Genomic DNA, 20,662 nt, shown 5'->3' on the forward strand with positions numbered 1-20,662 from the left:
CACGGCGTGCTCAGCCGAGCGTGGCGGCGTACGGGTCCCAGTCCGCCGGCAGCGGATCGGGCACCGGCGACCCGGAGCCGAGCCCGCGGAACTCGCCCCGCTCGCCCGACTCCGTCACCGCCGTCATGATCTCCAGGACGTGCAGCGCCAGCGCGCCCGACGCCCGGTGCGGGACCCCGGCCCGGATCGCGCGGGCCATGTCCAGCACGCCGATGCCGCGCCCCGCCGTCGTGCCCTCCAGCGGCAGCTCCCGCCAGTCGAGGTCATGCAGGCCCCGGGCCAGCAGCGGGCCGTCGAAGGTGTTGGGGTCGGGCAGCGACAGCGCCCCTTCGGTGCCGATGACCTCGATCAGCGTCTTGCTCACCGGCGAGTCGAAGCTGAAGGTGGCCCCGGCAGTCGGGCCGCCCGCGAAGTCGATCAGCGCGTTGACGTGCGTGGGCACGTCCACCGGGAAGACCGTGCCCGCCTTCGGCCCCGAGCCGACCACCCGGTGCTCGCGTGCGCGCCGGTTGCTCGCCGACACCCGGGAGGCCGGGCCGAGCAGCGCGACGAGCGTGGTCAGGTAGTACGGGCCGAGGTCGAACAGCGGCCCGGCCCCCCGCTGGTAGAAGAACTCGGGGGCGGGATGCCACGACTCCGGGCCCATGCCCTGGGTGGCGGCCGTGACCGCGACCGGGGCGCCGATCAGGCCCGACCGCACGGCCCGGATCGTGGACTGGATGCCGGCGCCGAGGAAGGTGTCGGGGGCGTTGCCGACGCGCAACCCCCGGTTGTCCGCCTCGGCCAGCACCTTGGCCGCCTCGTCCATGTCCAGGGCCAGCGGCTTCTCCCCGTACACGTGCTTGCCCGCCCGTAAGGCGGCCAGCGCCACCGTGCCGTGCGCCGACGGGACGGTGAGGTTGACGACGATCTCCACCTCGGGGATGCCCAGCACGGTGTCCAGGCCTCCGGAGACGGGGACGCCGTACTCCTCGGCCACCGCGGCGGCGCGTGCCTCGTCCAGGTCGGCGACGGCGAGCACCCGCACGTCCGGGAACGCCGTGAGGTGCCGCAGGTACTGGCCGCTGATCACCCCGGCGCCGACGAGCGCCACGCCCACCGGGCCCGTCCCGGACGTCATGAGACCCCCAGCGACGACAGGTAGGAGCGGCTGCCCGCGAGCGCCTCGAAGACGTCGCCCGCGCAGGCGTCGAGCTCGACGATCCGCCACGCGCCGGGCGCGGCGTCGAGGATGGCGGGCACCGGCATGACGCCGTCGCCCACGGCCGTGTGCGGCTCTCCCTTGACGCCGGGGCCGTCCTTGACGTGCAGGGCGAGCACCCGGTCGGCGAGCCCGCGCAGCAGGGCGGGCACGTCGGCCCCGCCCACCGCCGCCCAGTAGGTGTCCACCTCCAGGAACACCTCCGGCTCCAGCAGGCCGGCCAGCACCTCCAGGGCGTGCCGGCCGTCGATCCGCGGCTCGATCTCCCACCAGTGGTTGTGGTAGCCCAGCCGCATGCCGTGGGCGGCGGCCTGGGCGGCCAGCCCGTTCAGCCGGTCGGCGACCCGGGCCAGGCCGTCGCGGGTGGTGAACTCCTCCTCCGCGATGCCGCCAGGGATGATCACCAGGTCGGTCCCGACCGTGGCGATCGCCTCGAACACCTCCGCCGGTTCCTGGCTCAGCAGCGCGTAGGCGTGCGTGCTGGAGACGGTCAGTCCCAGGTCGTCGGCCACCCGGCGGAAGCCCTCGGGATCGGTCATCGGGTCGTACGGTTCGACGGCCCCGTAGCCGAGCTCGGCGATGCGGCGCAGCACCCCGTCCCGGTCAGCGGCTAACGCGTCCCTGACGGTGTAGAGCTGGACGCCGAGTGGTTGCACCATCAGCCCTCCTGGTTCCGGACGCCGAGCAGGTGCTCGATCGCGAGTTGGTTGAGCCGGGTGAAGTGGAAGCCGCGCTCGGCGGCCACGTCGGGGTCGAAGTCGTCGGCGGCGAGGTCGGCCAGGGTCTCGCCCGGCGCGAGCGTCGGCACGGCCAGCTCGTCCACCCGCGAGGCCCGCAGCGCGTCCTGCACCTCCGGGTCGGCCCGGAAGGCGCGCGCCTTGTCCTTCAGGATCAGGTAGGTGCGCATGTTGGCCGCCGCCGACACCCACACGTCCCCGGGGTCCTCGGTGCGCAGCGGCTTGTAGTCGAAGTGCCTCGGCCCGTCGTAGCCGCCGTGCTCCAGCAGGTCCACCAGGAAGAACGCGCTCTTCACGTCGCCGTGCCCGAACACCAGGTCCTGGTCGTACTTCGGGCCGTGCTGGCCGTTGAGGTCGATGTGGAAGAGCTTGCCGTGCCAGAGCGCCTGCGCGATGCCGTGCACGAAGTTCAGCCCGGCCATCTGCTCGTGCCCCACCTCGGGGTTGAGCCCTACCATGTCCGGGTGCTCCAGCTCGTCGATGAACGCCAGGGCGTGCCCGATCGTCGGCAGCAGGATGTCACCGCGCGGCTCGTTCGGCTTCGGCTCCAGGGCGAACCTGATGTCGTACCCCTGGTCCAGGACGTACTGGCTGAGCAGGTCGAGCGCCTCCTTGTAGCGGTCGAGCGCGGCGCGCACGTCCTTGGCCGCGTCCGACTCGGCGCCCTCGCGCCCGCCCCAGCACACGTACGTCCGCGCGCCCAGCGACACCGCCAGGTCCAGGTTGCGCATGACCTTGCGGATCGCGTACCGCCGCACGGCGCGGTCGTTGCTGGTGAACGCGCCGTCCTTGAACACCGGGTGGGTGAACAGGTTGGTGGTGGCCATCGGGACCTTCATCCCGGTCTCGTCCAGCGCCTTGCGGAACGCCGAGACGGCCCGGTCGCGATCCGGCTCCACGGCGAGCAGGTCGTCGTCGTGGAAGGTCACCCCGTACGCGCCCAGCTCGGCCAGGCGGTGCACGGTCTCCACCGGGTCGAGCGGCGGACGGGTGGCGTCGCCGAAGGGGTCTCGTGCCGGCCAGCCCACCGTCCACAGGCCGAACGTGAAGCGGTCGTCGGGGGTCGGAGTGAATGCGGCCATCGGCCCTCCTGCGGCTCTACTATTAGTCCACAATCTGTACATAATCCTCGGAGGCGGGTGTGAACACGTCAAGAGGTGTGCGGCACGATTCCATGCGTGCCCGTAACCTCGCCGTCGTGCTCGGGGAGATCCGCAGGTCCGGACCGCTCACCCGGGCGGCGCTGGCGGACCTGACCGGGCTGACCAAGACGACCGTGTCCAAGCTGGTGTCCGACCTGCTGGAGGCGGGCGCCGTCGTCGAGACGGGCGTGGTGCGCGACGGCGAGCGCGGCAGGCCCGGCGTCGCGGTGGCGCTCAGCGGGCACCGCGTGGCCACGCTCGGGCTGGAGATCAACGTCGACTACCTGGCCGCCTGCGTCGTGGACCTCACCCGGGCCGTACGGGTACGCCGCACCCGGCCGGCCGACAACCGCAACTCCCGCCCTCCGACGATCCTGCGCGAGCTGCGCGACCTGGCCCACCGGGCCGTGGCGGAGGCCGAGGCGCTGGGGCTGCGCGTCACCGGCGCGGCGCTGGCCGTGCCCGGACCGGTCGAGGGCGGGCTGCTGCGCAACGCCCCGCACCTCGGCTGGCGCGACGTGCGGGTCACGGGCCTGGTGGACCTGCTCGACCTGCCGTTCGAGGTGGACAACGAGGCCAACCTGGCGGCGCTCGGCGAGCTGTGGTTCGGATCGGGGGCGACCGACTTCCTCTACGTCTCGGGGGAGATCGGCATCGGCGCCGGCCTGGTCGTGGACGGCGCGCTGTTCCGCGGCACGAACGGACAGGCGGGCGAGCTCGGGCACGTCGTGGTCATGCCCGACGGGCCCGGGTGCCGGTGCGGCGGGCGCGGCTGCCTGGAGGTGTACGCGGGGCAGGACGCGCTGCTCGGCGCGGTCGCGCCGCTGAGCGGCCGGGTCGCGGCGCTGCCCGGCGCGGCGGCCGGGATGCCGGCCCAGGCGGCCTCCCTCGAAGGGCTGGCCGGGCTGCTGGAGGCGGGCGACCCCGCGGCGCGGGCGGCCTGCGAGGAAGCCGGGCGGGCGCTCGGCACCGCCCTCACCTCGGCCGTCCACCTTCTCGACCCGGGCATGATCGTGCTGGGCGGCTCGTTCGGGCTGCTGTTCCCCTGGCTCGAACGGCCGGTCGGCGACGTGCTGTCGGCGCGGCTGCGGCAGATGCGGCGGACGCCGCCCCGCCTGGTGGCCTCGGAGTCCGGCGCGGACGCCGCCGTCCTGGGCGCGGCCGGCCTCGTCATCCAGCGGGTCATCGCCGACCCGGCCGGCGTCCTCGGCCTCTGAGCGCCCCCGCCCTGGGCGCCTGCTGGACGCGCCCGCTCGGCGGGCGGCCGTCCTGGGCGCCTGTCGGAGGCGCGTGCCCGCTCAGGGGGTCAGGGCGGCGGCCAGGACGTCCACGAGCGTGGCCGCCTGTGAGCCGTCCTCGTCGAGGTCCGGATCGAAGATGGTGATCTGCAGGCCGGCGGCCCCCGGCAACCGCAACAGGCCGCGCAGCAGCCGTACCAGCCGGTCGGCGTCGAGCCCGCCCGGCGTGGGCGAGTCGACCGCCCGCAGCACCGACGGGTCGAGCACGTCCGCGTCGACGTGGATCCAGAACCCGTCCAGCTCCTCGCGCACCAGCACCTTCCGGGCCGCGTCCACCACGTCGTCCACCGCCTCGTCGCCGATCTCCTCGGCGCGCACGGACGTGATGCCCGTGCCGGTGAAGTCGCCGAGGTCCTCCTCGTCGCGGAGGCCGAGCACGATGACGTCCTCCTCGCGCACGTACGGGCGCAGGCCGCCGATGTCGGTCAGGTAGTCGTCACCGCGCCCCGTGGCCAGCGCGAGGTCCTCGCCGGCCGCCGAGCCGACGTGCGGCGAGTTGCCCAGGTGGCGGAAGTCGGAGTGGGCGTCGAGGTAGGCCAGGCCGTAGCGCCCGGCCTCGCGCAGGGCCACGGCCGCGCCCAGCAGGATCGAGCAGTCGCCGCCCAGCACGACCGGGAAGCGGCCGGAGTCGCGCAGCGCGGTGATCCGCGTGGCCAGCTTGCGGGTGTACGCGGCGATGGCCTGGCCGTTGCGGACCCCGTCGCCCGGCTCCCAGGTGGCCACGTAGCGCGGCGGCACCACCGCGCCCGCGTCCTCGGCGCCGATCCGGTCGAGCAGCTCGGCGTCACGCAGCGCCCAGGGCGCCTTGTAGCAGCCGGGCACGGTGCCGGGAGCGGGCGGCCGCAGCCCCAGGTTCGACGGGGGGTCGAGGACGGCAAGCTTTGCGTCAGTGGTTATAGTGTTCATAGTCCTGACGATAGCAGGAGGGGGAGAGCATGGGGCGCTTCGCGCAGTTCGGTCTCGTGGCGCTGGACCTGGCCAACACCTGGGACGAGTACCTCGACGAGCCCGAACGCCTGCCGGACGTGGCGGCGCTCCGGCGCTTCTGCGACGAGCTGGGGGAGGCCGGGGCCGTGGCGGACGACGACCTCGTCGCCGTCCGGGCCGTCCGGTCGCGGCTGCGGGCGGTGCTCGCCGCCGAACCCCCCGAACGGGCACGGGCCCTCGCCGAGTGGGCGGCGGAGCTGCCGGCACGGGCGGCCGTCGTGACGGTGGGGGGCCTGCCCGAGCTGCGGCTCGCCGCCGCCGAGAACGCGCCGCCGGCCGGCCGGCTGGCGGTGCGGGCCGTCCGCGAACTGCTGGACATCGCCGGCGCGGGCGACTGGGAACGGCTGCGGCTGTGCGCCGCCGGACCGTGCCGGGACGCCTTCGTCGACCGCAGCAGGCCGGGGCGGCGGCTGTTCTGCTCGACCCGCTGCGCCAACCGCGCGCACGCCGCCGCCTCCCGCGCCCGCCACCGGGCCTGACGGGCGCCGCGAAGGGAGCGGCGCCCGCGTGTCAGCCCGGAGCGGAGAGTGGGAGGACGAGGTCAGCCGCCGGGTCACCCGAGGACGGGGACCCGGGGGCAGCCGAGGACGGATCAGCCGAGAACGCAGCTCTCCAGGAGGCCGAGGCTGAGTCCGCAGTGGCGGGTCACGACCGCGGCGGGGGTGGGGCCGGGTACGGGCGTGCGGACGACCGTGACCGTGACCGTGGGCGCGGGGGTACGGGTGCGCGGCGGAGCGGTGGCCGCCGGGCCGGAGCCGGTGCGACGAGCGGACGTGGGGTCGGTGGTGGGGACGGCCGTGGGCGTCAGCACGGGCGCGGCGGTGCGGGTCGCGGCGGGTGCCCCGGTCGGGGCGGTGGTGGGAGCGCCGGTCGGGGCCGCGGTGGGGGTCGCGGTCGGGACCGCGGTGGGAGGTGTCGGGGTGCAGCGCCAGACGGGGCCCCGGCCGGACGGCACGCAGAACAGCGGCGGCCCGGCCGTTCCGGGAGGTCCCGGCGGGCCGGGAGGACCGGACGGGCCCGGTGACCCGGGGGCGCCCGAAGGGCCCGGCGACCCCGGGGCGCCCGACGGCCCCGGTGACCCGGCAGGGCCAGGGGAGCCTGACGGACCCGGCGAACCGGAGGGACCGGGCGAGCCCGGGGGGCCGGGGGAGCCCGGGGCGCCGGACGGGCCGGGGATGCCGCGCAGCCCGGGATCGCCGCGTTCGCCGCGCGGACCCACCTGGGGGACGCCGCCCAGCTGGCGTACCTGCTGGACCAGCACCTCCCGGTCGCGCTGCGCCGCCTGGAGCTCGTCCACCAGGTCGCGGATGGCCGCCGACACCCAGACGGCGAGCACGGCGAGGACCACGACGGCCACGACGGGGAGGATGTCGCGCCGGGTGAGGCGCAGTCGGGATCCGGCCATCATGAGGCTCCGTTCGTGGCGAGCCAGATCTGGACCAGGATGGACACCAGCAGGAGAGCCGCCGGGATGATGCCCGCGAAGACGCTCTGCCGCCAGTTGGCGCCCCGGTCGCGATCACGGGTGTCGAGGCGGGCGCCGAGCTCCTTGATCTCGCTGTCCAACCGGTCGGTGAGCAGCTGCACATCCCGTTCGAGCGTGATGAACCGCCGCTCCACGGCCCGCTGTTCGGCGACGAACACCTCCTGGGACATCAGCCGTTGGGCGGCGTGCTGCAGGTCCATGAGACGTCGTGCGAGCTCGCCCGTAGAGGGCTCGTCGGGCATGGCGGCTCCTGGGCGATGGACGACACAAGAGTTGCCCATGGTAGTGGAACGAATACGCAATGCGACGTTCGCCGGCCCAACTGTCAGGTGCTCTGTCAGGTGAACGGCCCGCCGCCACGGCCGAGGGGCGGACGTGACGGCGCGGGCCCGGATCGCCGGGGGAGCGGCGGCTCAGGCGAACAGGGCGCGGCCCCAGTGATCGCCCGCGTCGCGCACCCCGGGCGGGCAGGCGAACAGGCCGCTGGAGACGTGCTTGATGTACTCGTTCAGCGGATCCCGCTTCGCCAGCGCCATCTGGACCGGCACGAACTGGGTGCGGGGATCGCGCTGGTAGGCCATGAAGAACAGCCCGGCGTCCAGCCGCCCGAGCCCGTCGGAGCCGTCCACGTAGTTGTAGCCGCGGCGCAGCAGGTGGGCGTCGCCGTTGCTGGACGGGTGGGCCAGGCGGATGTGGGCGTCCGGCGCGATGTACGGCTTCCCGTCCGGTCCCTTGGCGGCGAAGTCGGGCGGGTCGAACTCCGCCTTCCGGCCCAGCGGCGCACCGGCGCGCTTGTCGCGGCCGAAGATGGCCTCCTGCTCGGCCAGTGACGTGCGGTCCCAGGTCTCGATCGTCATGCGGATCTTCCTGGTCACCAGGTACGTGCCGCCGGCCATCCAGTCGCCGCCCCGTGCCCACAGGTGCTCGCGGAGCAGCCGGTCGTCCTCCAGCTTGAGGTTGTTCGTGCCGTCCTTGAAGCCCATCAGGTTGCGCGGGGTGGCCTGCGCGCGCGAGGTGGACGACGTGCGCCCGAAGCCCAGCTGCGACCAGCGCACCGACACCCTGCCGAAGCCGATCCTGGCCAGGTTCCGCACGGCGTGCACCGCCACCTGCGGGTCGTGCGCGCACGCCTGCACGCAGATGTCCCCGCCCGAGATCTCCGGCACCAGGTGCTCGCCGGGGAACTTCGGCAGGTCCGCCAGGGCCGCCGGCCGCCGGTCGGCCAGCCCGAACCGGTCGTCGAAGAGCGACGGCCCGAACCCCACCGTCAGTGTCAGGGCCGAGGCGGGCAGGTCGAGCGCCTCGCCGGTGTCGTCCGGCGCGGCCTCCGGCGGGCCGCCGGCCGCGCCGGACGCGCCCGCCTCCCTGCCCTGGGTGAGCCTCGCCGCGGCGGCCGTCCACTCCCGCAGCAGCTCCACCAGCTCCGCGCGCTTGTCGGTGACCACGTCGAAGGCGACGAAGTGCAGCCGGTCCTGGGCCGGCGTGACGATGCCCGCCTGGTGCTCGCCGTAGAAGGGGACGGGCGTGGAGACGTGGTCCACCGCCAGGGCGGCGGGCGGCTCCTCGACGAGCGAGCGCGTGGCCAGCGCCCCGGCGCCCGCCGCGGCCACCCCGGCCGCGCCGAACCCGAACAGCTTCCGGCGGCTCATGCGTCCTTCGGACGGGCCGCGTGTGCCGGCCGGCGGCCGGTTCCCGTTCCCCACCTGTTCCCTCCTCTACTTCGCCACGATCGGGGCGATCCCGCTGATCGGCTCCCCCAGCGCGTTGATCGCGTCGGAGAGCTTCTTCAGCTCGGCCTTGGACAGCTCGTCGTGCGGCCTCCAGCCGTCGCCCCTCTGGTGCGCGGCCAGCGCCGCCTCGGCCGCGGCGAACCTCTCGTCCAGGGTCTTCACCAGGTCGGGAGCGCGCTCCTCCAGCACCGGACGCAGCGCCTGCACGGCCGCCTTCGACCCCTCCAGGTTGGCGTCGAAGTCCCACAGGTCGGTGTGCGACCAGATGTCCTCCTCGCCGGTGATCTTGCCGGTGGCGACCTCGTCGAGCAGTTCCTTGGCGCCGTTGGCCAGGTTCAGGGGGGTGAGCTCGGTGGCGTTCGCCTTGGCCACGATGGTCTTGACGTCGGCGAGCAGCTTGTCGGCGATCGGGCCGTCCCCGCGGACGTCCTTGGTGATCCACAGGTCCTTCTCGATCCGGTGGAACCCGGTCCACTCCTCGCCCTCGGCGAGGTCGGCCTCGCGCGCGTCGATGGCCGGGTCGAGGTCGCCGAAGATCTCCGCCACCGGCTCGATGCGCTCCCAGTACGTGCGCGACACCGGGTAGAGCGCCTTGGCCTGCTCGATGTCGCCTGCCTTCACCGCGTCGACGAACTCCTCCGTCTTGACCAGCAGCGTGCCGGTCTGCGATTTGACGTACCGCTTGTAGTCGGCCGTGGCCCGCGCCAGCTTGGCGTCCGCGGTGAGGGGCTTGTGCTCGCCGGTCACCTTCAGCGGGTTGCGAATGCCCTTGCCCACCATGCCGGGCTTGCAGGCCGTCTCGTACGTGCCCGCGGGCAGCTCGGCGATGAGGTCGCGGGTCAGGCCGGGGACGATGTTCTCCACCTCCGCCATGACCCGGTCGCCGGGGGCGTACACGTAGAACTCGGTGACCTTGCTGCCGCCGTTCGTGATGGCGAACGTGGTGGTGCCGGCGGGCACCTCGGTGACGGCCGGCCTGCACTCCGTGTCGGACGCGGCCACGGTGATCTTGCCTGGCTCGGCCGGGGCGGACGCGCCGACGGCGGCCGGCTCTCCTGATCCGCAGGCGGCCAGGCCGGTCAGGGCGAGGGCGGCGATCGCCAGGCCGGGGCCGCGAGAGGCGGGACGGGACATGATGCTCCTGTTCGTGGCGCGGATGCGGCGCCGATGGCGGGTGGAGGGAGTGGTCACGCGGCGGGGCCGGCCGCGGACCCGGCGGGGGTGGGCGCGGGCTCGGCCTTCCGGCGCCACGGCCGGAGGAAGAGGAGCAGGGTGGGCCCGAGGTAAAGCAGCCAGGCGGTGATCTCCAGCACGCTCGGCTGCGGTGTGAAGTTGATCGTCCCGGCGAGTAGCGCCCCGTACCAGGAGTCGGCCGGCAGGACCGCGCTGACGTCGAAGGCGTGCGTGTTCAGTCCGGGCAGGGCGCCCGCCTCCTGCAGGTCGTGCACGCCGTACTTGAAGATGCCGGCGGCCACCAGGATCAGCAGCAGGCCGGTCCAGGTGAAGAACGTGGTCAGGTTGATCCGCAGGGCGCTGCGGTACAGGCCCCAGCCGATGGCGACGGAGGTGAGCAGGCCGAGCACGATGCCGGCCAGCGGCGCGGGCGAGGAGGCCGCCCCCTGCACGGAGGCGAAGAACAGCAGCGCCGTCTCCAGGCCCTCGCGGACCACGGCGAGGAAGGCCATCCCGACGACCGCGAACGCTCCCATCCGCAGCGCGTCGCCGAGTCTGCCGCGCAGTTCGCCGGAGAGCGACCGGGCGGCGCCGCGCATCCAGAAGATCATCCAGGTCACGAACGCCACCGCCAGCAGCGAGACGACCGCCTCGAACAGCTCCTGGCCGGTGTAGTCCAGCCGCGCGGCGGTGAAGGTGAGCAGCGCGCCGAAACCGACGGACAGCGCGGCGGCGGCGGCGACACCGCCCCACACGTGCGGCAGCCGGTCGCGCCGCTCGCTCTTGACGAGGAACGCGATGAGGACCGAGACGACGAGGGTCGCCTCCAGGCCCTCGCGCAGGCCGATGAGGTAGCTGGCGAACACGGCCACTCCGGATGCGGTAAGCGGAATTAGGTAAGGCTCGCCTAATTAAGGCCCTGGGAGAGGGTCCGCGCAAGCATGGAGATGGATCTCACAGCAGGTCACATCACCACACCCGTGGCGCGGGACCTGCCGGGCGCACGTCTATGGCGGCCTATTTCACCGCGCATAACAGGTAAAGGTGTGGTGTCCGGCGTTCCCTGAGGAGGGTGAGGCGAAGGAAGGTGTCGCCAGGAGTTCCGTACAGGGGGAGCGCGATGGACTGTCGGCGGGATGGGACATTCGGCGTCCGAGTGGCGGGACTGCCCGCCGGCGGGCTGGAGGAGCTGCGCTTCTCGCGCACCTGGGAGCTGGTGGACGAGCTCCTCGAACAGGAGGCCGAGCCGGAGGACGGCCTGGCCGACCTGCTGGCCGCCGAGCTGGCCGGCAAGATCGAGACGCTGCGCCGGCTGGCCGGCGACGACGCCTTCCTGCGCGGGCTGGCCTGCTGCGGCCCGGCGCTCTCGGCGCGGCTGGAGAGCTGGCTCGCCGCCCCCGACGCGGTGCCCAAACTGCCGGCGCTCGCCCGCCTGGCCAGGCAGGTGGCCCGCGCCGCCGCCACCACCAGCCCGCACGCCGCGTTCGTGATCAGCGGTCTGGGCCGCTGGAGCGACGACGGCCCGGCGGAGGCGCCCGCCGGGCGGCTGCGCTGGAAGACGGTGGCCGAGATCGAGCTGGGCACCGTGTGGCGGGTCTGGGAGGCGCTGTCCAGACGGCCCGGGCTGCGCGAGGCGGTCGAGGTCCGCGTCAACCCGAGCCTGTGGCAGGAGGACGGGTGGCTGTGGTTCCTCGGGGCGGGGGAGCGGGAGCCGCTCACCCGGCTGCCCGCCGAGCCCACGCTGGCGGGGGTGTTCGCCTGGCTGCGCGGTACGACCGCTCCGACCGTCGGCGCGCTCGAACAGGCCGTCGCCGTCCCCGGCCTGGTGGAGCGGCTGCTGGAGATCGGCGTGCTGGAGCGGCGCCGGCCGTTCGCGGACCAGTCGCTGGATCCGCTGGCCGATCTGGCCGCCTGGGTCGAGGAGGTGCTGCCGGGCGACTCGCCCGACCGGCCGTGGCTGCCCACCGCGCTGCGCGAGGCCGTCCAGGCCACGTACGGTGAACGCATCCGGCACGTGGCGGGCTGGCTGCTGGCCCGCCTCGGCGACAAGGCGGGCCTGGGGGACAGGACGAGCGGCGCGCTGCCGGGCGCGGGCGGCCCGGCGGGCGTGGGTGCGAGGCCGGGCCTCGGCGGCCCGGCGGGTGTGGGCGGCAGGGCGCGGCCGGGCGACCCGGTGGGTGTGGGCGGCAGGGCGCGGTTGGCGGACGCGAGCGTGCGTCTGGAGACCGCGGTGTCGCCGGAGCCGCCCGTCGTCTGCGGGGGCGCGGCGTGGCGCCCGGTGCTGCGCGACCTCGACACCGTGCGCCGCCTGGTGGCCGTGTTCGACCCCGACCTGCTGGGCAAGCTGGCCGCCGCGGAGCACTTCCTCGAACGGTACGGGGCCGGCGCGTCCGTGCCGTTCCTGCGCTTCTACCGCGACGCGCCCGTCCCCTCGCCGGAGCCGCGGACGCCGCTCCACCGCGGCCCCGGTCCGGGCGGCACGCCGGACAGCCCGGCGGCGCGCCGGCTCGCCGGGCTGCGGCGCGAGACCTGGGACGCCCTCTACGGCGGGCCGGTGGACGGCCGCGGCGTGGTCACCGCCGACCCCGACGTGGTGGACAAGCTCGCCGCCTCCTGGCCGGCGTTCGTCCGCCCGGCAGGTTCCATCACCTGTTACGGGCACCTGACGCCGGGGCCGGAGTTCGTGCTGAACGCCGTGACCACCGGCTACGGCCGGGGCACCGGCCGCACCCGCTACCTGCTCGCCCGCGCCGGCCTCACCGGCGGCGAGGCGGGGACCGTGGCCGGGACCGTGGCCGTGGCCGGGACCGTGGCTGGGGCCGCGATCGGGGCGGGGGTCGAGGCCGGGATCGGGGCCGGAGGCGAGGCGGGGATCGGAACCGGGGGCGGGGCCGAAGGGGGCGGGCGGTGGCCGGTGGCCGAGTGCCTGGGCAGCTTCGGCGACCATCTCAACCTGCGCCCGGCCGCCGCCACCCCCGTCGACTACCCGTTCACCGTCACCGACCGGCCGGGGCCGGCGCTGACCGAGCTGCGGGTCTCCTACGATCCGGACACCCAGCGCCTGGCGCTCCGCGACGCCGACGGTGCGCCCGTGCTCCCCGTCCACCTCGGCATGACCGGCGAGCGGGCGCTCCCGCCCGCCTGGTCGTTCCTGGTGCGGGTGTTCGGCGAGCCGCCCGTCGCCATGCCGTCGCCGTGGGGGCTCGGCGGCACCTCCGCCGACGTGGTGCTGGCCCGGCCGAGGCTGCGGGTCGGCTCGGTGGTGCTCGCCCGCGCCGGCTGGCGGACGGTCGCGGCCGAGCTGCCCATCCCGGCCGACGGGGAGAGCGACGCCGGATTCGTGCTGCGCACGGCCCGGTGGCTGCGGCGGCACGGCGTCCCGCGGCGCTTCTTCGCCCGCTTCGGCACCGCCGGGCCGGGCGGCGAGCGCCGGCCGATGTACGTGGACGTGGAGAACCACTTCCTCCTGCTGTCCCTGGCCCGCGCCGCCGCCCGCCGGGAGGGGCACGTGGTGCTGAAGGAGGCGCTGCCCGACCCGACGGACTCCCCGGCCTACGGCTCGCACGGCCGGCGCGTCACCGAGTACGTCCTGGAGGTCCCGCACCCGGCTCACGCCTGACGGGGACTTCCCGGACATCGCCTGGCCTGCCCCGGCCCTTCGATAGCCTTACCTGATTTGTAGGACTATTGCGACAGAAGGGACGGATCGTGCCCGACGATGCCGGCCTCCAGGCGCTCCGCGAGGCGGCGCGCTTCTCTCCGGACAACCTCCCTCTGCGACGGCACCTCGCCGACCAGCTCCTCGCCAAGGGATACCTCGCCGAGGCCGAGGCCGAGTACCGCGCGGCGCTGCTCCTCGCGCCCAAGGACCCGGAGATCAGCGCCGGGCTGGCCGAGGCGTTCGTCCGCCAGAGCTCCTTCGGGGCCGCGCTGACGGCGCTGGAGCCGTTCCTCGCCGAGCCGGGCCACCCGCCGCGCATGGGCCTGCTCGCCGCGCGGGCGCTGCTCGGCGAGGGCGACCTCAGCGGAGCGGCGTACCGCTACCGCGACGCCGTCTCCCGCGACCCGTCGCTCGCCGATCCCGAACTCGCCGCCCGCCTGGCCCCGCCGCCCGCGCAGCCGCCGGCGCACCCGCTGCCAGGTCACGCCCAGCCCTACGGGCAGCCCCACCAGCCGTACGGCTCTCCCCAGCCGGGCTACGCGCAACCGCACCACCCGTACAGCCCTCACCCGCCGGGCCACGGGCAGCCCCACCAGGGGTACGCCCCGCCGCAGCCCGTCCACGCACCGCCGGGAGCCGACCAGAGCACCGCCGAGGTGGAGCGCCCGCCGGTCACCTTCGCCGACGTGGCCGGCATGGAGGCGGTCAAGGAGGCGCTGCGGGTCAAGCTGCTCCTGCCGGTCCAGCAGCCCGAGCTGTTCGCCGCGTACGGCAAGCGCTCCGGCGGCGGCGTGCTGCTGTACGGCCCGCCGGGAGCCGGCAAGACCCACCTGGCCAGGGCCGCCGCCGGCGAGCTCGGCGCGTCGTTCGTCAACGTGGGCCTGGCCGACATCCTCGACATGTACGTCGGCTCCAGCGAGCGCAACCTGCGCGCCACGTTCGAGATGGCCCGGCGCAACCGGCCGTGCGTGCTGTTCTTCGACGAGGTGGACGCGCTGGCCGCGCGCCGCTCCGACATGCGCCAGGCGCACACCCGGCAGCTCGTCAACCAGTTCCTGGCCGAGCTGGACGGCGTGGACGAGCACGCCAACGAGGGCGTCCTGGTGCTGGCGGCCACCAACGCCCCCTGGTACATCGACGTGGCCTTCCGCCGCCCCGGCCGCTTCGACCAGCTCGTGTTCGTGCCGCCGCCCGACGCCGCGGCCCGCGCCGCCATCCTGCGCATCCTGTGCCGTGACAAGCCGCTGGCCGAGATGGACTACGACGCGGTGGCCCGGGTGACCGAGCAGTTCGTCGGCGCGGACCTCAAGGGCGTCGTGGACCGCGCGGTGGAGGCCAAGCTGCACCAGTCGATCGCCGCCGGGCGGCCGATCCCCATGTCCACGCCCGACCTGCTGGCGGCGGCGCGGACGGTCCGGCCGACGTCGGTGCGGGAGTGGCTGGCCACCGCGCGCAACTACGTGCTGCACGCCAACGAGTCCGGCGCGTGGGACGAGCTGATGCCGTGGATCAAGGGCGGAAAATGGTGACAGCGGCGGCGCCGATCGAGCGGGCCCGGACGCTGCTGCAGCTGCGCCGGCCCGCCGACGCCGAACGCGAGCTGCGCGGCGTGCTCGTCCAGGAGCCGCAGAACGCGCTGGCGCACGCCTTCCTCTCCGTCGCGCTGACCGAGCAGCGCCGCGGCCAGGAGGCGGTGGCGGAGGCGGGCGAGGCGGTGCGGCTCGTCCCCGACTTCTGGCTCGGCCACTACGTGGCCGGCCAGGCGCTCTTCCGGGCCGGCCGGCTCGACGAGGCCGTCGCGGCCCTGCGCACGGCGCTGCGGCTCAACATGTCGTACGCGCCCATCTGGGAGGTGCTCGCCCGCGTCCACCTGCAGCGCGGCGAGTGGTCCCGGACCGCCGACGCGGCCCGTCGCGGCCTGGAGCTCGACCCGGAGGACTCCGACCTGGTCAGCCTGCTGGCCCTGGCCCTCATCGGGCTCGGCCAGGCCGCCGCCGCCCTGGACACGGCGGCGCAGGCCATCCGGCTCAGCCCGGAGAGCGCGCTGGCCCACCTGGTGCGCGGGCGGGCGGCGCTGGCGCTGCGCCGCCCGGGGGAGGCGGCCGGCTCCTTCCGCGAGGTGCTCCGTCTCGACCCGGGCTTCGGCCAGGCCAGGGACCTGCTGGTGGCGGCGCTGAAGCAGCGCAACCCGCTCTACCGGTGGCTGGAGGGCCCGCGCCGCAGGTTTTTCGGCGGGTGGCGGATGGTGTTCCTGCTGCCGGTCGCGCCGCCGCTCATCGCCGTGTTCGTGCTCATCGCGCTGCTGCACTGGGCGGCGTGGGTGGCCGAGGCGGTCACCACGCTGCGCCTGACGCGGGCCAGGGCGACCATGCTGCTGTTCGAGGCGGGCGAGAGCCGGGTGGCCGCGCTGTGCTGCGGCCTCCTGGCGGCGGGCGCGGGGCTGCTCGCGCTCGGCATCGCGGTCGCGGGCGAGCCTGTCGGCACGGCGGGGGCGGCCGTCATGGCACTGGTCACCCCCGTTCAGGAGGCCGCCCACACCGGCTCGCCGCTCGGCCGCAGGATCCTGTACGGCTGGACGGGCCTGCTGGCCGTGGCGGCCACCGCGTCGGCGGCGCTCGGGGAGATGTCCGGCGCCCTGCTGAGCTGCTACGCCGCGCTGGCGACGATCTGGATCGCGGCCGGGGTGCGCCGCCTGTTCGCCCCGGCCCCCGATCCGGTCTGAGCCGCGCCGGCCCGCCGGCGCTACCCGCGCAGGTTGGCGGCCAGCAGGTCGAGCAGCGGCTCGCGGCGTACGCACCGCTCCAGCAGGAACGAGTCGGCCAGCGCGGTCAGCTCGTCGTCGCCGAGCCCGCGGAACAGCCCGGCGTACTCCGGCAGCAGCGCCTGCGCGAGCAGGATGTGCCTGACCAGGTCGTCGGTCTGGTAGCGGGCGCCCCACGGGTACGGCTTCCAGCCGGGCGCCTCCTCGGCGAGCAGCCGGTGCAGCGGCGCCAGCACCTCGGCCGTCTCCTCCATCGTCGAGCCCCACCGGTCCACGCCGAGCCGCCGCTTCTTGGCGATGAACGGCCCGAACCGGTCCAGGTACGGCCCCGCCGCGCACACCAGCCCCTGCAGGCCGACGTCCTTGTACGTCCACAGCGACCATCCGGCGTCGTGGGCGTCGTAGATCTCCAGCTGGTCGCGCAGGATCCGGTAGCGCTGCTCGTCCACGGCCGGGTCGCCGGTGTAGACGGGTCCGAACTCGCCCACCCACAGCGGCGTGCCCGTCTCCCGCTGGAAGCGTGAGCGCCTGGCGAACGCCTCCTCCAGTTGGGCCCGGTCACACCACTCGCCCCGGGTGTAGCCGGGGTACGGCCCGCCGTGGGCGAACCCGGCCAGGGCGTAGTCGTGGCAGACGAACACCGTGTTCTCGTACATCTCGCGGAAGACCGTGAAGTCGGTGGCGTAGGTGTTGCCGTCGAGGAACAGCACGTGCCGCGGGTCGGCGGCGCGCACCGCCTTGACCAGCCGGTCGTAGAACGGGCCCACCACCTTCCCGGACGGGTCGCCCGGCTCGTTGACCGGGTTGTAGCCGGCCACCCAGGGATGGTCGCGGTAGCGGTCGGCGATCGCCTCCCACAGGTTCACGACCCGGTCCTGGAAGTGGCGGTGCCGCCAGAACGCGGCCACGTGGGTGGGGTTGTCGGAGTGCCAGTGCTGGTTCTGCGAGCCGGGCAGGGCGTGCAGGTCGATGACGCTGTAGATCCCGTGGGCGCCGAGCAGGCCGATGACGCGGTCGAGGTGCCGGAAGCCGCGCTCGACGATCTCGAACGGGCGCTCGTCGGACTCCAGGTGGCGGTAGTTGACCGGGATGCGCACACAGTTCATGCCCAGCCCGGCGAGCAGGGCGGCGTCGCTGTCGGTGAAGAAGGAGGTCAGCAGCCGGTCGAAGAACAGCTCCGCGCGGTCCTCGCCGAGCACGTCGCGCACGGCGGCCCGCATCGAGCTCTCGTCGGCGGGGTAGCCGGTGATGAAGTTCTCCATGTTGAGCCAGCCCCCCAGGCCGACTCCGCGCAGTCGTACCGGCGTGCCGTCGGGCGCGCGGAGCTGCGATCCGGACACGTGCAGCATGGTCATCCTTTCGTGGCCCCAGCGGTGAGGCCCCCGACGAGGTGCCGCTCGGCCAGGGCGTAGAAGCCCAGCGCCGGCAGCATGGCGAGGACGAGGTAGGCGAGGATGCGGGCGGTGTCGGAGGCGTACTGGCCCTGGAACTGCTGGACGCCGAGCGGCAGCGTCCAGGACAGCTCGTCGCTGAAGACCACCACCGGCAGCATGAAGTTGTTCCAGCTCCCGACGATGGCGAGCACCGAGACGGTGGCCAGCGCCGGGCGGGCCATCGGCAGCAGGATCCGCCAGAAGAAGCCGAACGGGCTGCAGCCGTCGATGATGGCGGCCTCCTCGACCTCTCCCGGGATGCCGCGGAAGAAGCCCCGCAGAATGATGATGGTCAGCGGCAGCCCGAAGGCCGCCTGGGTGAGGATCACGCCGAGCGGGTTGTCGAGCAGCCCGAGCGTGCGCAGCAGCACGAAGATCGGCAGGATGGCCACCGCGAACGGGAACATCAGCCCCATCGTGAAGACCGTGAACAGCACCTCCCTGCCGCGGAAGGCGAACCGGGCGAAGACGAACGCCGCCATCGCCGACAGCAGCACGACGATCACGGTCGTGGTCACGGCGATGAACGTGCTGTTCCAGAGCTGGCGCCAGAACGAGCCCGCGCCGAGCACCTCGGTGTAGTTGCCGGTCTGCCAGGGGTCCGGCAGGCCGAAGGGGTTGGTGGACAGCTGGCCGGTGCTCTTGAAACCGCCGAGGACGGCGTACAGGACCGGGACGAGGATGAACGCGCCGACGATCCAGGCGATGGCGTGCAGCGGAAGGGTGCGTCTCAACGGTGGTCTCCCATCCGGGTGCTGGCGCCCTCCAGGTCGCGGCGCATCACGAACCGCTGGTAGAACAGCGCGAAGATGAAGCTGAGCACGAACATCACCACGCTGATGGCGCTGGCGTAGCCCACCTGGTTGCGGCCGAAGCCGAACTCCATCATCGTCACGGCCATGGTCTCCGAGGCGTGTGACGGGCCGCCCTCGGTGAGGATCCACACCAGGTCGAAGAGCTGGATCGTGTAGATGACCGACAGGAAGACGCTGATCCGGATCGTCGGGCCGAGCAGCGGCAGCGTGACGTGCCGGAAGACCTTCCACGACGTGCCGCCGTCGATCTGCGCGGCCTCGATCAGCTCGTTCGGGATGCCCTGCCGCCCCGCGAGGTAGATCATCATGTGGAAGCCGAAGTACTTCCACGTCATGACCAGGAACAGCGAGTACATCACGGTGTCCGGGGCGGACAGCCACGACGACTCCAGGCCGACGAAGCCCAGCAGGTGGTTGGCCAGGCCGCTCCCCGGCGACAGGATGAGCGAGAACAGCACGCCCGTGATGACCTCGGAGAGCACGTACGGCGCGAAGAACACCAGCCGGTACACCGCCCGCCCGCGGATGCGCTGGTTCAGCAGCATCGCGACGGCCAGCGAGAAGGGAAGCTGGACCACCAGCGAGAACACGACGAGCAGCACCAGGTTGCGCAGATCCTGGTGGAACAGGTCGCTGCCGAGCAGCCGGGTGAAGTTGTCCAGGCCGACGAAGTTGGTGGGCAGGCCCCCGAAGCCGTTCCACTTGAACGCGCTGGCGTAGAAGGCGACCACGATGGGCGCCACCACCAGGAGCAGGAAGAGCACCAGCGCGGGCAGCACGAACAGGGCGACGGTCACCCGGATGCGCCGCCTGCGGGGGTCGGCTCGCCGGAGGGCCGGACGCGCGGGCGCCTCCGGCCCTCGGGTCAGCGTGGTCATTCGCTCTGGGCCACTTCCGTGATCGACCGGACGACCTGCTCGGGTGTCTTCGTGCCGGCGATCAGCTGGGCCACGCTGTCGTTGATCTCCGCGCCGACGGCCGGCGGGTACGCCTGGTCGAGGTAGAGCTGGAAGCCCGTGGCGCCGGACAGCGACTCGGAGACGGCCTTGAGGTTGGGGTCCTTGACCGCGCTCTCCTCGCCCTGCAGCACCGGAAGCGTCCCGCCCGCCGCGGTGCTCTTGCTGTGGACGTCCATCTGGGTGACGTACTTGAGGAACTCCACCGCCTCCGCGGGCGCGTCCGCGCCGACGGCCAGCCCGCCGCCTCCGCCGAGCGCCTCGGTCACCGTGCCCTTGCCGCCGTCGACCGCCGGGAAGGGGAAGAAGGCGAGGTCCTCGCCGAGGCCCTTGCCCGCGTCGTTCTGCACCGACGGGGCCCACTGGCCCATCAGCTCCATGGCGGCCTTGCCGTTGGCGACGCTCGCCGCCTGGCCGTCGGGGGTGGAGTAGCCGGCGCCGAGGAAGCCCTTCTGGAACGGCTGCAGGTCCACCAGCGCCTTGAGCTGCCGGCCGGCGGTCACGAAGTCGGGGGTGTCGAAGTTCTTGTCCACCGCCGCCTGCTGGAGGGCGGGCAGGCCGGCGATCCGCATGGCGAGGTAGGTCCAGTAGTAGTGGCCGGGCCACTTCTCCTTGCCCGCGAGCGCGATCGGCGTGGTGCCAGCCGCCTTGAGCTTCCCGACCGCGTCGAGGAACGCGGTCCAGGTCGCGGGCGGCTGGGTGATGCCGGCCTGCTCGAAGAGCTTCTTGTTGTACCAGAAGCCCACCATGCCGATGTCGTACGGCAGCCCGTAGGTCTTGCCGTCGAACTGGTAGGCCGACAGCGACGCCTTGGTGAACGTGCCGAGGACGGGGGCCACGTCGGCGGAGAGGTCCTTGACCAGTTCGGCGTCGATCTGCTGCTTGAGCACGCCGCCGCCCCAGGTGGCGAAGATGTCCGGGGCCTTGCCGGACTGAGTCAGCGTGGTGAGCTTGGACTTGTACGCCTCGTTCTCCAGGACGGTGGCCTTGATGGTGACGTGGGGATGCCGGGCCTCGAACTCCTTCGCCCAGTTGGCCATGATCGTCTTCATGGGGTCGCTGGTCGACAGGTGCCACATCTCGAGCGTGACCTTCGCCGGCGAGCCGTTCGTGCCCGGTTCGGACGCCGTGGGCCCGCCGCCGCCACCGCACCCCGCGACGAGTGCCGCCGTCGCGATCAGCGCGAGACTCCGTTTCATAGGGGCTCTCCTCAGCCGAAAATTTCGTAAAACCCCCCGATAATTTCGTTGCCCGGAGCATAGGTAAACGCCGTGTTACGCGT

General features: G+C 73.6%; 18 protein-coding genes. 5 read left to right on the forward strand and 13 right to left on the reverse strand.

All coding sequences use genetic code 11. From position 1 onward, the window contains the following. Positions 1-10: 10 nt before the first annotated feature. The 3 genes from CXR44_RS06760 to xylA are packed head-to-tail and all read right to left on the reverse strand — an operon-like array spanning position 11 to position 3,020. Positions 11-1,120 carry a Gfo/Idh/MocA family protein gene (locus tag CXR44_RS06760; RefSeq protein ID WP_101783997.1) on the reverse strand — a complete coding sequence of 370 codons (1,110 nt, stop codon included), beginning with the start codon at positions 1,118-1,120 and terminating at the stop codon, positions 11-13. Then, positions 1,117-1,860, reverse strand: coding sequence for a sugar phosphate isomerase/epimerase family protein (locus CXR44_RS06765; RefSeq protein WP_101783998.1), 744 nt, complete (start codon positions 1,858-1,860; stop codon positions 1,117-1,119). The genes CXR44_RS06760 and CXR44_RS06765 overlap by 4 nt, the downstream gene beginning before the upstream one ends. Next, on the reverse strand, positions 1,860-3,020 hold the full coding sequence (gene xylA / locus CXR44_RS06770) for a xylose isomerase (RefSeq protein WP_101783999.1): 1,161 nt from the start codon (positions 3,018-3,020) through the stop codon (positions 1,860-1,862). Before xylA ends, CXR44_RS06765 begins: the two co-directional genes overlap by 1 nt. Before the next feature lie 92 nt (positions 3,021-3,112). Here xylA and CXR44_RS06775 point away from each other — a divergent pair, with 92 nt between their 5' ends. After that, on the forward strand, positions 3,113-4,297 hold the full coding sequence (locus tag CXR44_RS06775; protein ID WP_101784000.1) for an ROK family transcriptional regulator: 1,185 nt from the start codon (positions 3,113-3,115) through the stop codon (positions 4,295-4,297). Between the two features lie 81 nt (positions 4,298-4,378). Here the strand turns inward: CXR44_RS06775 and CXR44_RS06780 are convergent, their stop codons facing one another. Next, the gene (locus CXR44_RS06780; RefSeq protein ID WP_101784001.1) at positions 4,379-5,284 is read right to left on the reverse strand and encodes an arginase family protein; all 906 of its coding nucleotides are present in this window, start codon (positions 5,282-5,284) and stop codon (positions 4,379-4,381) included. Between the two features lie 29 nt (positions 5,285-5,313). Here CXR44_RS06780 and CXR44_RS06785 point away from each other — a divergent pair, with 29 nt between their 5' ends. Then, positions 5,314-5,844, forward strand: a complete 531-nt coding sequence (locus CXR44_RS06785; protein WP_101784002.1) for a CGNR zinc finger domain-containing protein — start codon at positions 5,314-5,316, stop codon at positions 5,842-5,844. A gap of 113 nt (positions 5,845-5,957) precedes the next feature. Here the strand turns inward: CXR44_RS06785 and CXR44_RS39305 are convergent, their stop codons facing one another. The 5 genes from CXR44_RS39305 to efeU all read right to left on the reverse strand — a co-directional run bounded on the left by CXR44_RS39305 (position 5,958) and on the right by efeU (position 10,626). After that, positions 5,958-6,773: a hypothetical protein gene (locus CXR44_RS39305; RefSeq protein ID WP_180903210.1), complete on the reverse strand. Its 816-nt coding sequence runs from the start codon at positions 6,771-6,773 to the stop codon at positions 5,958-5,960. Then, positions 6,770-7,093, reverse strand: coding sequence for a hypothetical protein (locus CXR44_RS39310; protein ID WP_180903211.1), 324 nt, complete (start codon positions 7,091-7,093; stop codon positions 6,770-6,772). The genes CXR44_RS39305 and CXR44_RS39310 overlap by 4 nt, the downstream gene beginning before the upstream one ends. A gap of 171 nt (positions 7,094-7,264) precedes the next feature. Continuing rightward, complete coding sequence (gene efeB / locus CXR44_RS06795) at positions 7,265-8,500, reverse strand: iron uptake transporter deferrochelatase/peroxidase subunit (protein ID WP_101784222.1); 1,236 nt, start codon at positions 8,498-8,500, stop codon at positions 7,265-7,267. 66 nt (positions 8,501-8,566) lie between these two features. Beyond that, the gene (gene efeO, locus CXR44_RS06800) at positions 8,567-9,715 is read right to left on the reverse strand and encodes an iron uptake system protein EfeO (protein ID WP_101784003.1); all 1,149 of its coding nucleotides are present in this window, start codon (positions 9,713-9,715) and stop codon (positions 8,567-8,569) included. Positions 9,716-9,768: 53 nt separating this feature from the next. Beyond that, on the reverse strand, positions 9,769-10,626 hold the full coding sequence (gene efeU, locus CXR44_RS06805; RefSeq protein WP_219601689.1) for an iron uptake transporter permease EfeU: 858 nt from the start codon (positions 10,624-10,626) through the stop codon (positions 9,769-9,771). 284 nt (positions 10,627-10,910) lie between these two features. On the opposite strand from efeU, the gene CXR44_RS06810 reads away from it, so the two are divergent. The 3 genes from CXR44_RS06810 to CXR44_RS06820 all read left to right on the forward strand — a co-directional run bounded on the left by CXR44_RS06810 (position 10,911) and on the right by CXR44_RS06820 (position 16,137). Then, positions 10,911-13,373, forward strand: a complete 2,463-nt coding sequence (locus CXR44_RS06810) for a lantibiotic dehydratase (protein ID WP_180903212.1) — start codon at positions 10,911-10,913, stop codon at positions 13,371-13,373. Positions 13,374-13,462: 89 nt separating this feature from the next. Continuing rightward, positions 13,463-14,944, forward strand: a complete 1,482-nt coding sequence (locus CXR44_RS40675) for an ATP-binding protein (RefSeq protein ID WP_245898898.1) — start codon at positions 13,463-13,465, stop codon at positions 14,942-14,944. After that, a complete protein-coding gene (locus tag CXR44_RS06820) occupies positions 14,938-16,137 on the forward strand; it encodes a tetratricopeptide repeat protein (protein ID WP_101784005.1) in 1,200 nt (399 codons plus the stop codon). The genes CXR44_RS40675 and CXR44_RS06820 overlap by 7 nt, the downstream gene beginning before the upstream one ends. 20 nt (positions 16,138-16,157) lie before the next feature. Here CXR44_RS06820 and CXR44_RS06825 read toward each other — a convergent pair whose 3' ends face one another. The 4 genes from CXR44_RS06825 to CXR44_RS06840 are packed head-to-tail and all read right to left on the reverse strand — an operon-like array spanning position 16,158 to position 20,579. Continuing rightward, positions 16,158-17,525, reverse strand: coding sequence for a glycoside hydrolase family 5 protein (locus CXR44_RS06825; RefSeq protein WP_101784006.1), 1,368 nt, complete (start codon positions 17,523-17,525; stop codon positions 16,158-16,160). Positions 17,526-17,527: 2 nt separating this feature from the next. After that, positions 17,528-18,343, reverse strand: coding sequence for a carbohydrate ABC transporter permease (locus CXR44_RS06830; RefSeq protein WP_101784007.1), 816 nt, complete (start codon positions 18,341-18,343; stop codon positions 17,528-17,530). Then, positions 18,340-19,302 (reverse strand): carbohydrate ABC transporter permease, encoded by a 963-nt coding sequence (locus CXR44_RS06835; protein ID WP_101784008.1) that lies wholly within the window; start codon positions 19,300-19,302, stop codon positions 18,340-18,342. Before CXR44_RS06835 ends, CXR44_RS06830 begins: the two co-directional genes overlap by 4 nt. Continuing rightward, positions 19,299-20,579, reverse strand: a complete 1,281-nt coding sequence (locus CXR44_RS06840; RefSeq protein ID WP_101784009.1) for an extracellular solute-binding protein — start codon at positions 20,577-20,579, stop codon at positions 19,299-19,301. Before CXR44_RS06840 ends, CXR44_RS06835 begins: the two co-directional genes overlap by 4 nt. Positions 20,580-20,662: the final 83 nt, after the last annotated feature.

The organism is Nonomuraea indica, assembly GCF_002850745.1.
Taxonomy (GTDB): domain Bacteria; phylum Actinomycetota; class Actinomycetes; order Streptosporangiales; family Streptosporangiaceae; genus Nonomuraea; species Nonomuraea indica.

Excerpts from the sequence above, each read along its gene's own strand:
- CXR44_RS06775 (WP_101784000.1), top strand. The coding sequence starts at position 3,113 with ATGCGTGCCCGTAACCTCGCCGTCGTGCTCGGGGAGATCCGCAGGTCC.
- CXR44_RS06760 (WP_101783997.1), bottom strand. The coding sequence starts at position 1,120 with ATGACGTCCGGGACGGGCCCGGTGGGCGTGGCGCTCGTCGGCGCCGGG.
- CXR44_RS06765 (WP_101783998.1), bottom strand. The coding sequence starts at position 1,860 with ATGGTGCAACCACTCGGCGTCCAGCTCTACACCGTCAGGGACGCGTTA.
- xylA (WP_101783999.1), bottom strand. The coding sequence starts at position 3,020 with ATGGCCGCATTCACTCCGACCCCCGACGACCGCTTCACGTTCGGCCTG.
- CXR44_RS06785 (WP_101784002.1), top strand. The coding sequence starts at position 5,314 with ATGGGGCGCTTCGCGCAGTTCGGTCTCGTGGCGCTGGACCTGGCCAAC.
- CXR44_RS06825 (WP_101784006.1), bottom strand. The coding sequence starts at position 17,525 with ATGCTGCACGTGTCCGGATCGCAGCTCCGCGCGCCCGACGGCACGCCG.
- CXR44_RS06840 (WP_101784009.1), bottom strand. The coding sequence starts at position 20,579 with ATGAAACGGAGTCTCGCGCTGATCGCGACGGCGGCACTCGTCGCGGGG.
- CXR44_RS06835 (WP_101784008.1), bottom strand. The coding sequence starts at position 19,302 with ATGACCACGCTGACCCGAGGGCCGGAGGCGCCCGCGCGTCCGGCCCTC.
- efeB (WP_101784222.1), bottom strand. The coding sequence starts at position 8,500 with ATGAGCCGCCGGAAGCTGTTCGGGTTCGGCGCGGCCGGGGTGGCCGCG.
- efeO (WP_101784003.1), bottom strand. The coding sequence starts at position 9,715 with ATGTCCCGTCCCGCCTCTCGCGGCCCCGGCCTGGCGATCGCCGCCCTC.
- CXR44_RS39305 (WP_180903210.1), bottom strand. The coding sequence starts at position 6,773 with ATGATGGCCGGATCCCGACTGCGCCTCACCCGGCGCGACATCCTCCCC.
- CXR44_RS06820 (WP_101784005.1), top strand. The coding sequence starts at position 14,938 with ATGGTGACAGCGGCGGCGCCGATCGAGCGGGCCCGGACGCTGCTGCAG.
- CXR44_RS39310 (WP_180903211.1), bottom strand. The coding sequence starts at position 7,093 with ATGCCCGACGAGCCCTCTACGGGCGAGCTCGCACGACGTCTCATGGAC.
- CXR44_RS06780 (WP_101784001.1), bottom strand. The coding sequence starts at position 5,284 with ATGAACACTATAACCACTGACGCAAAGCTTGCCGTCCTCGACCCCCCG.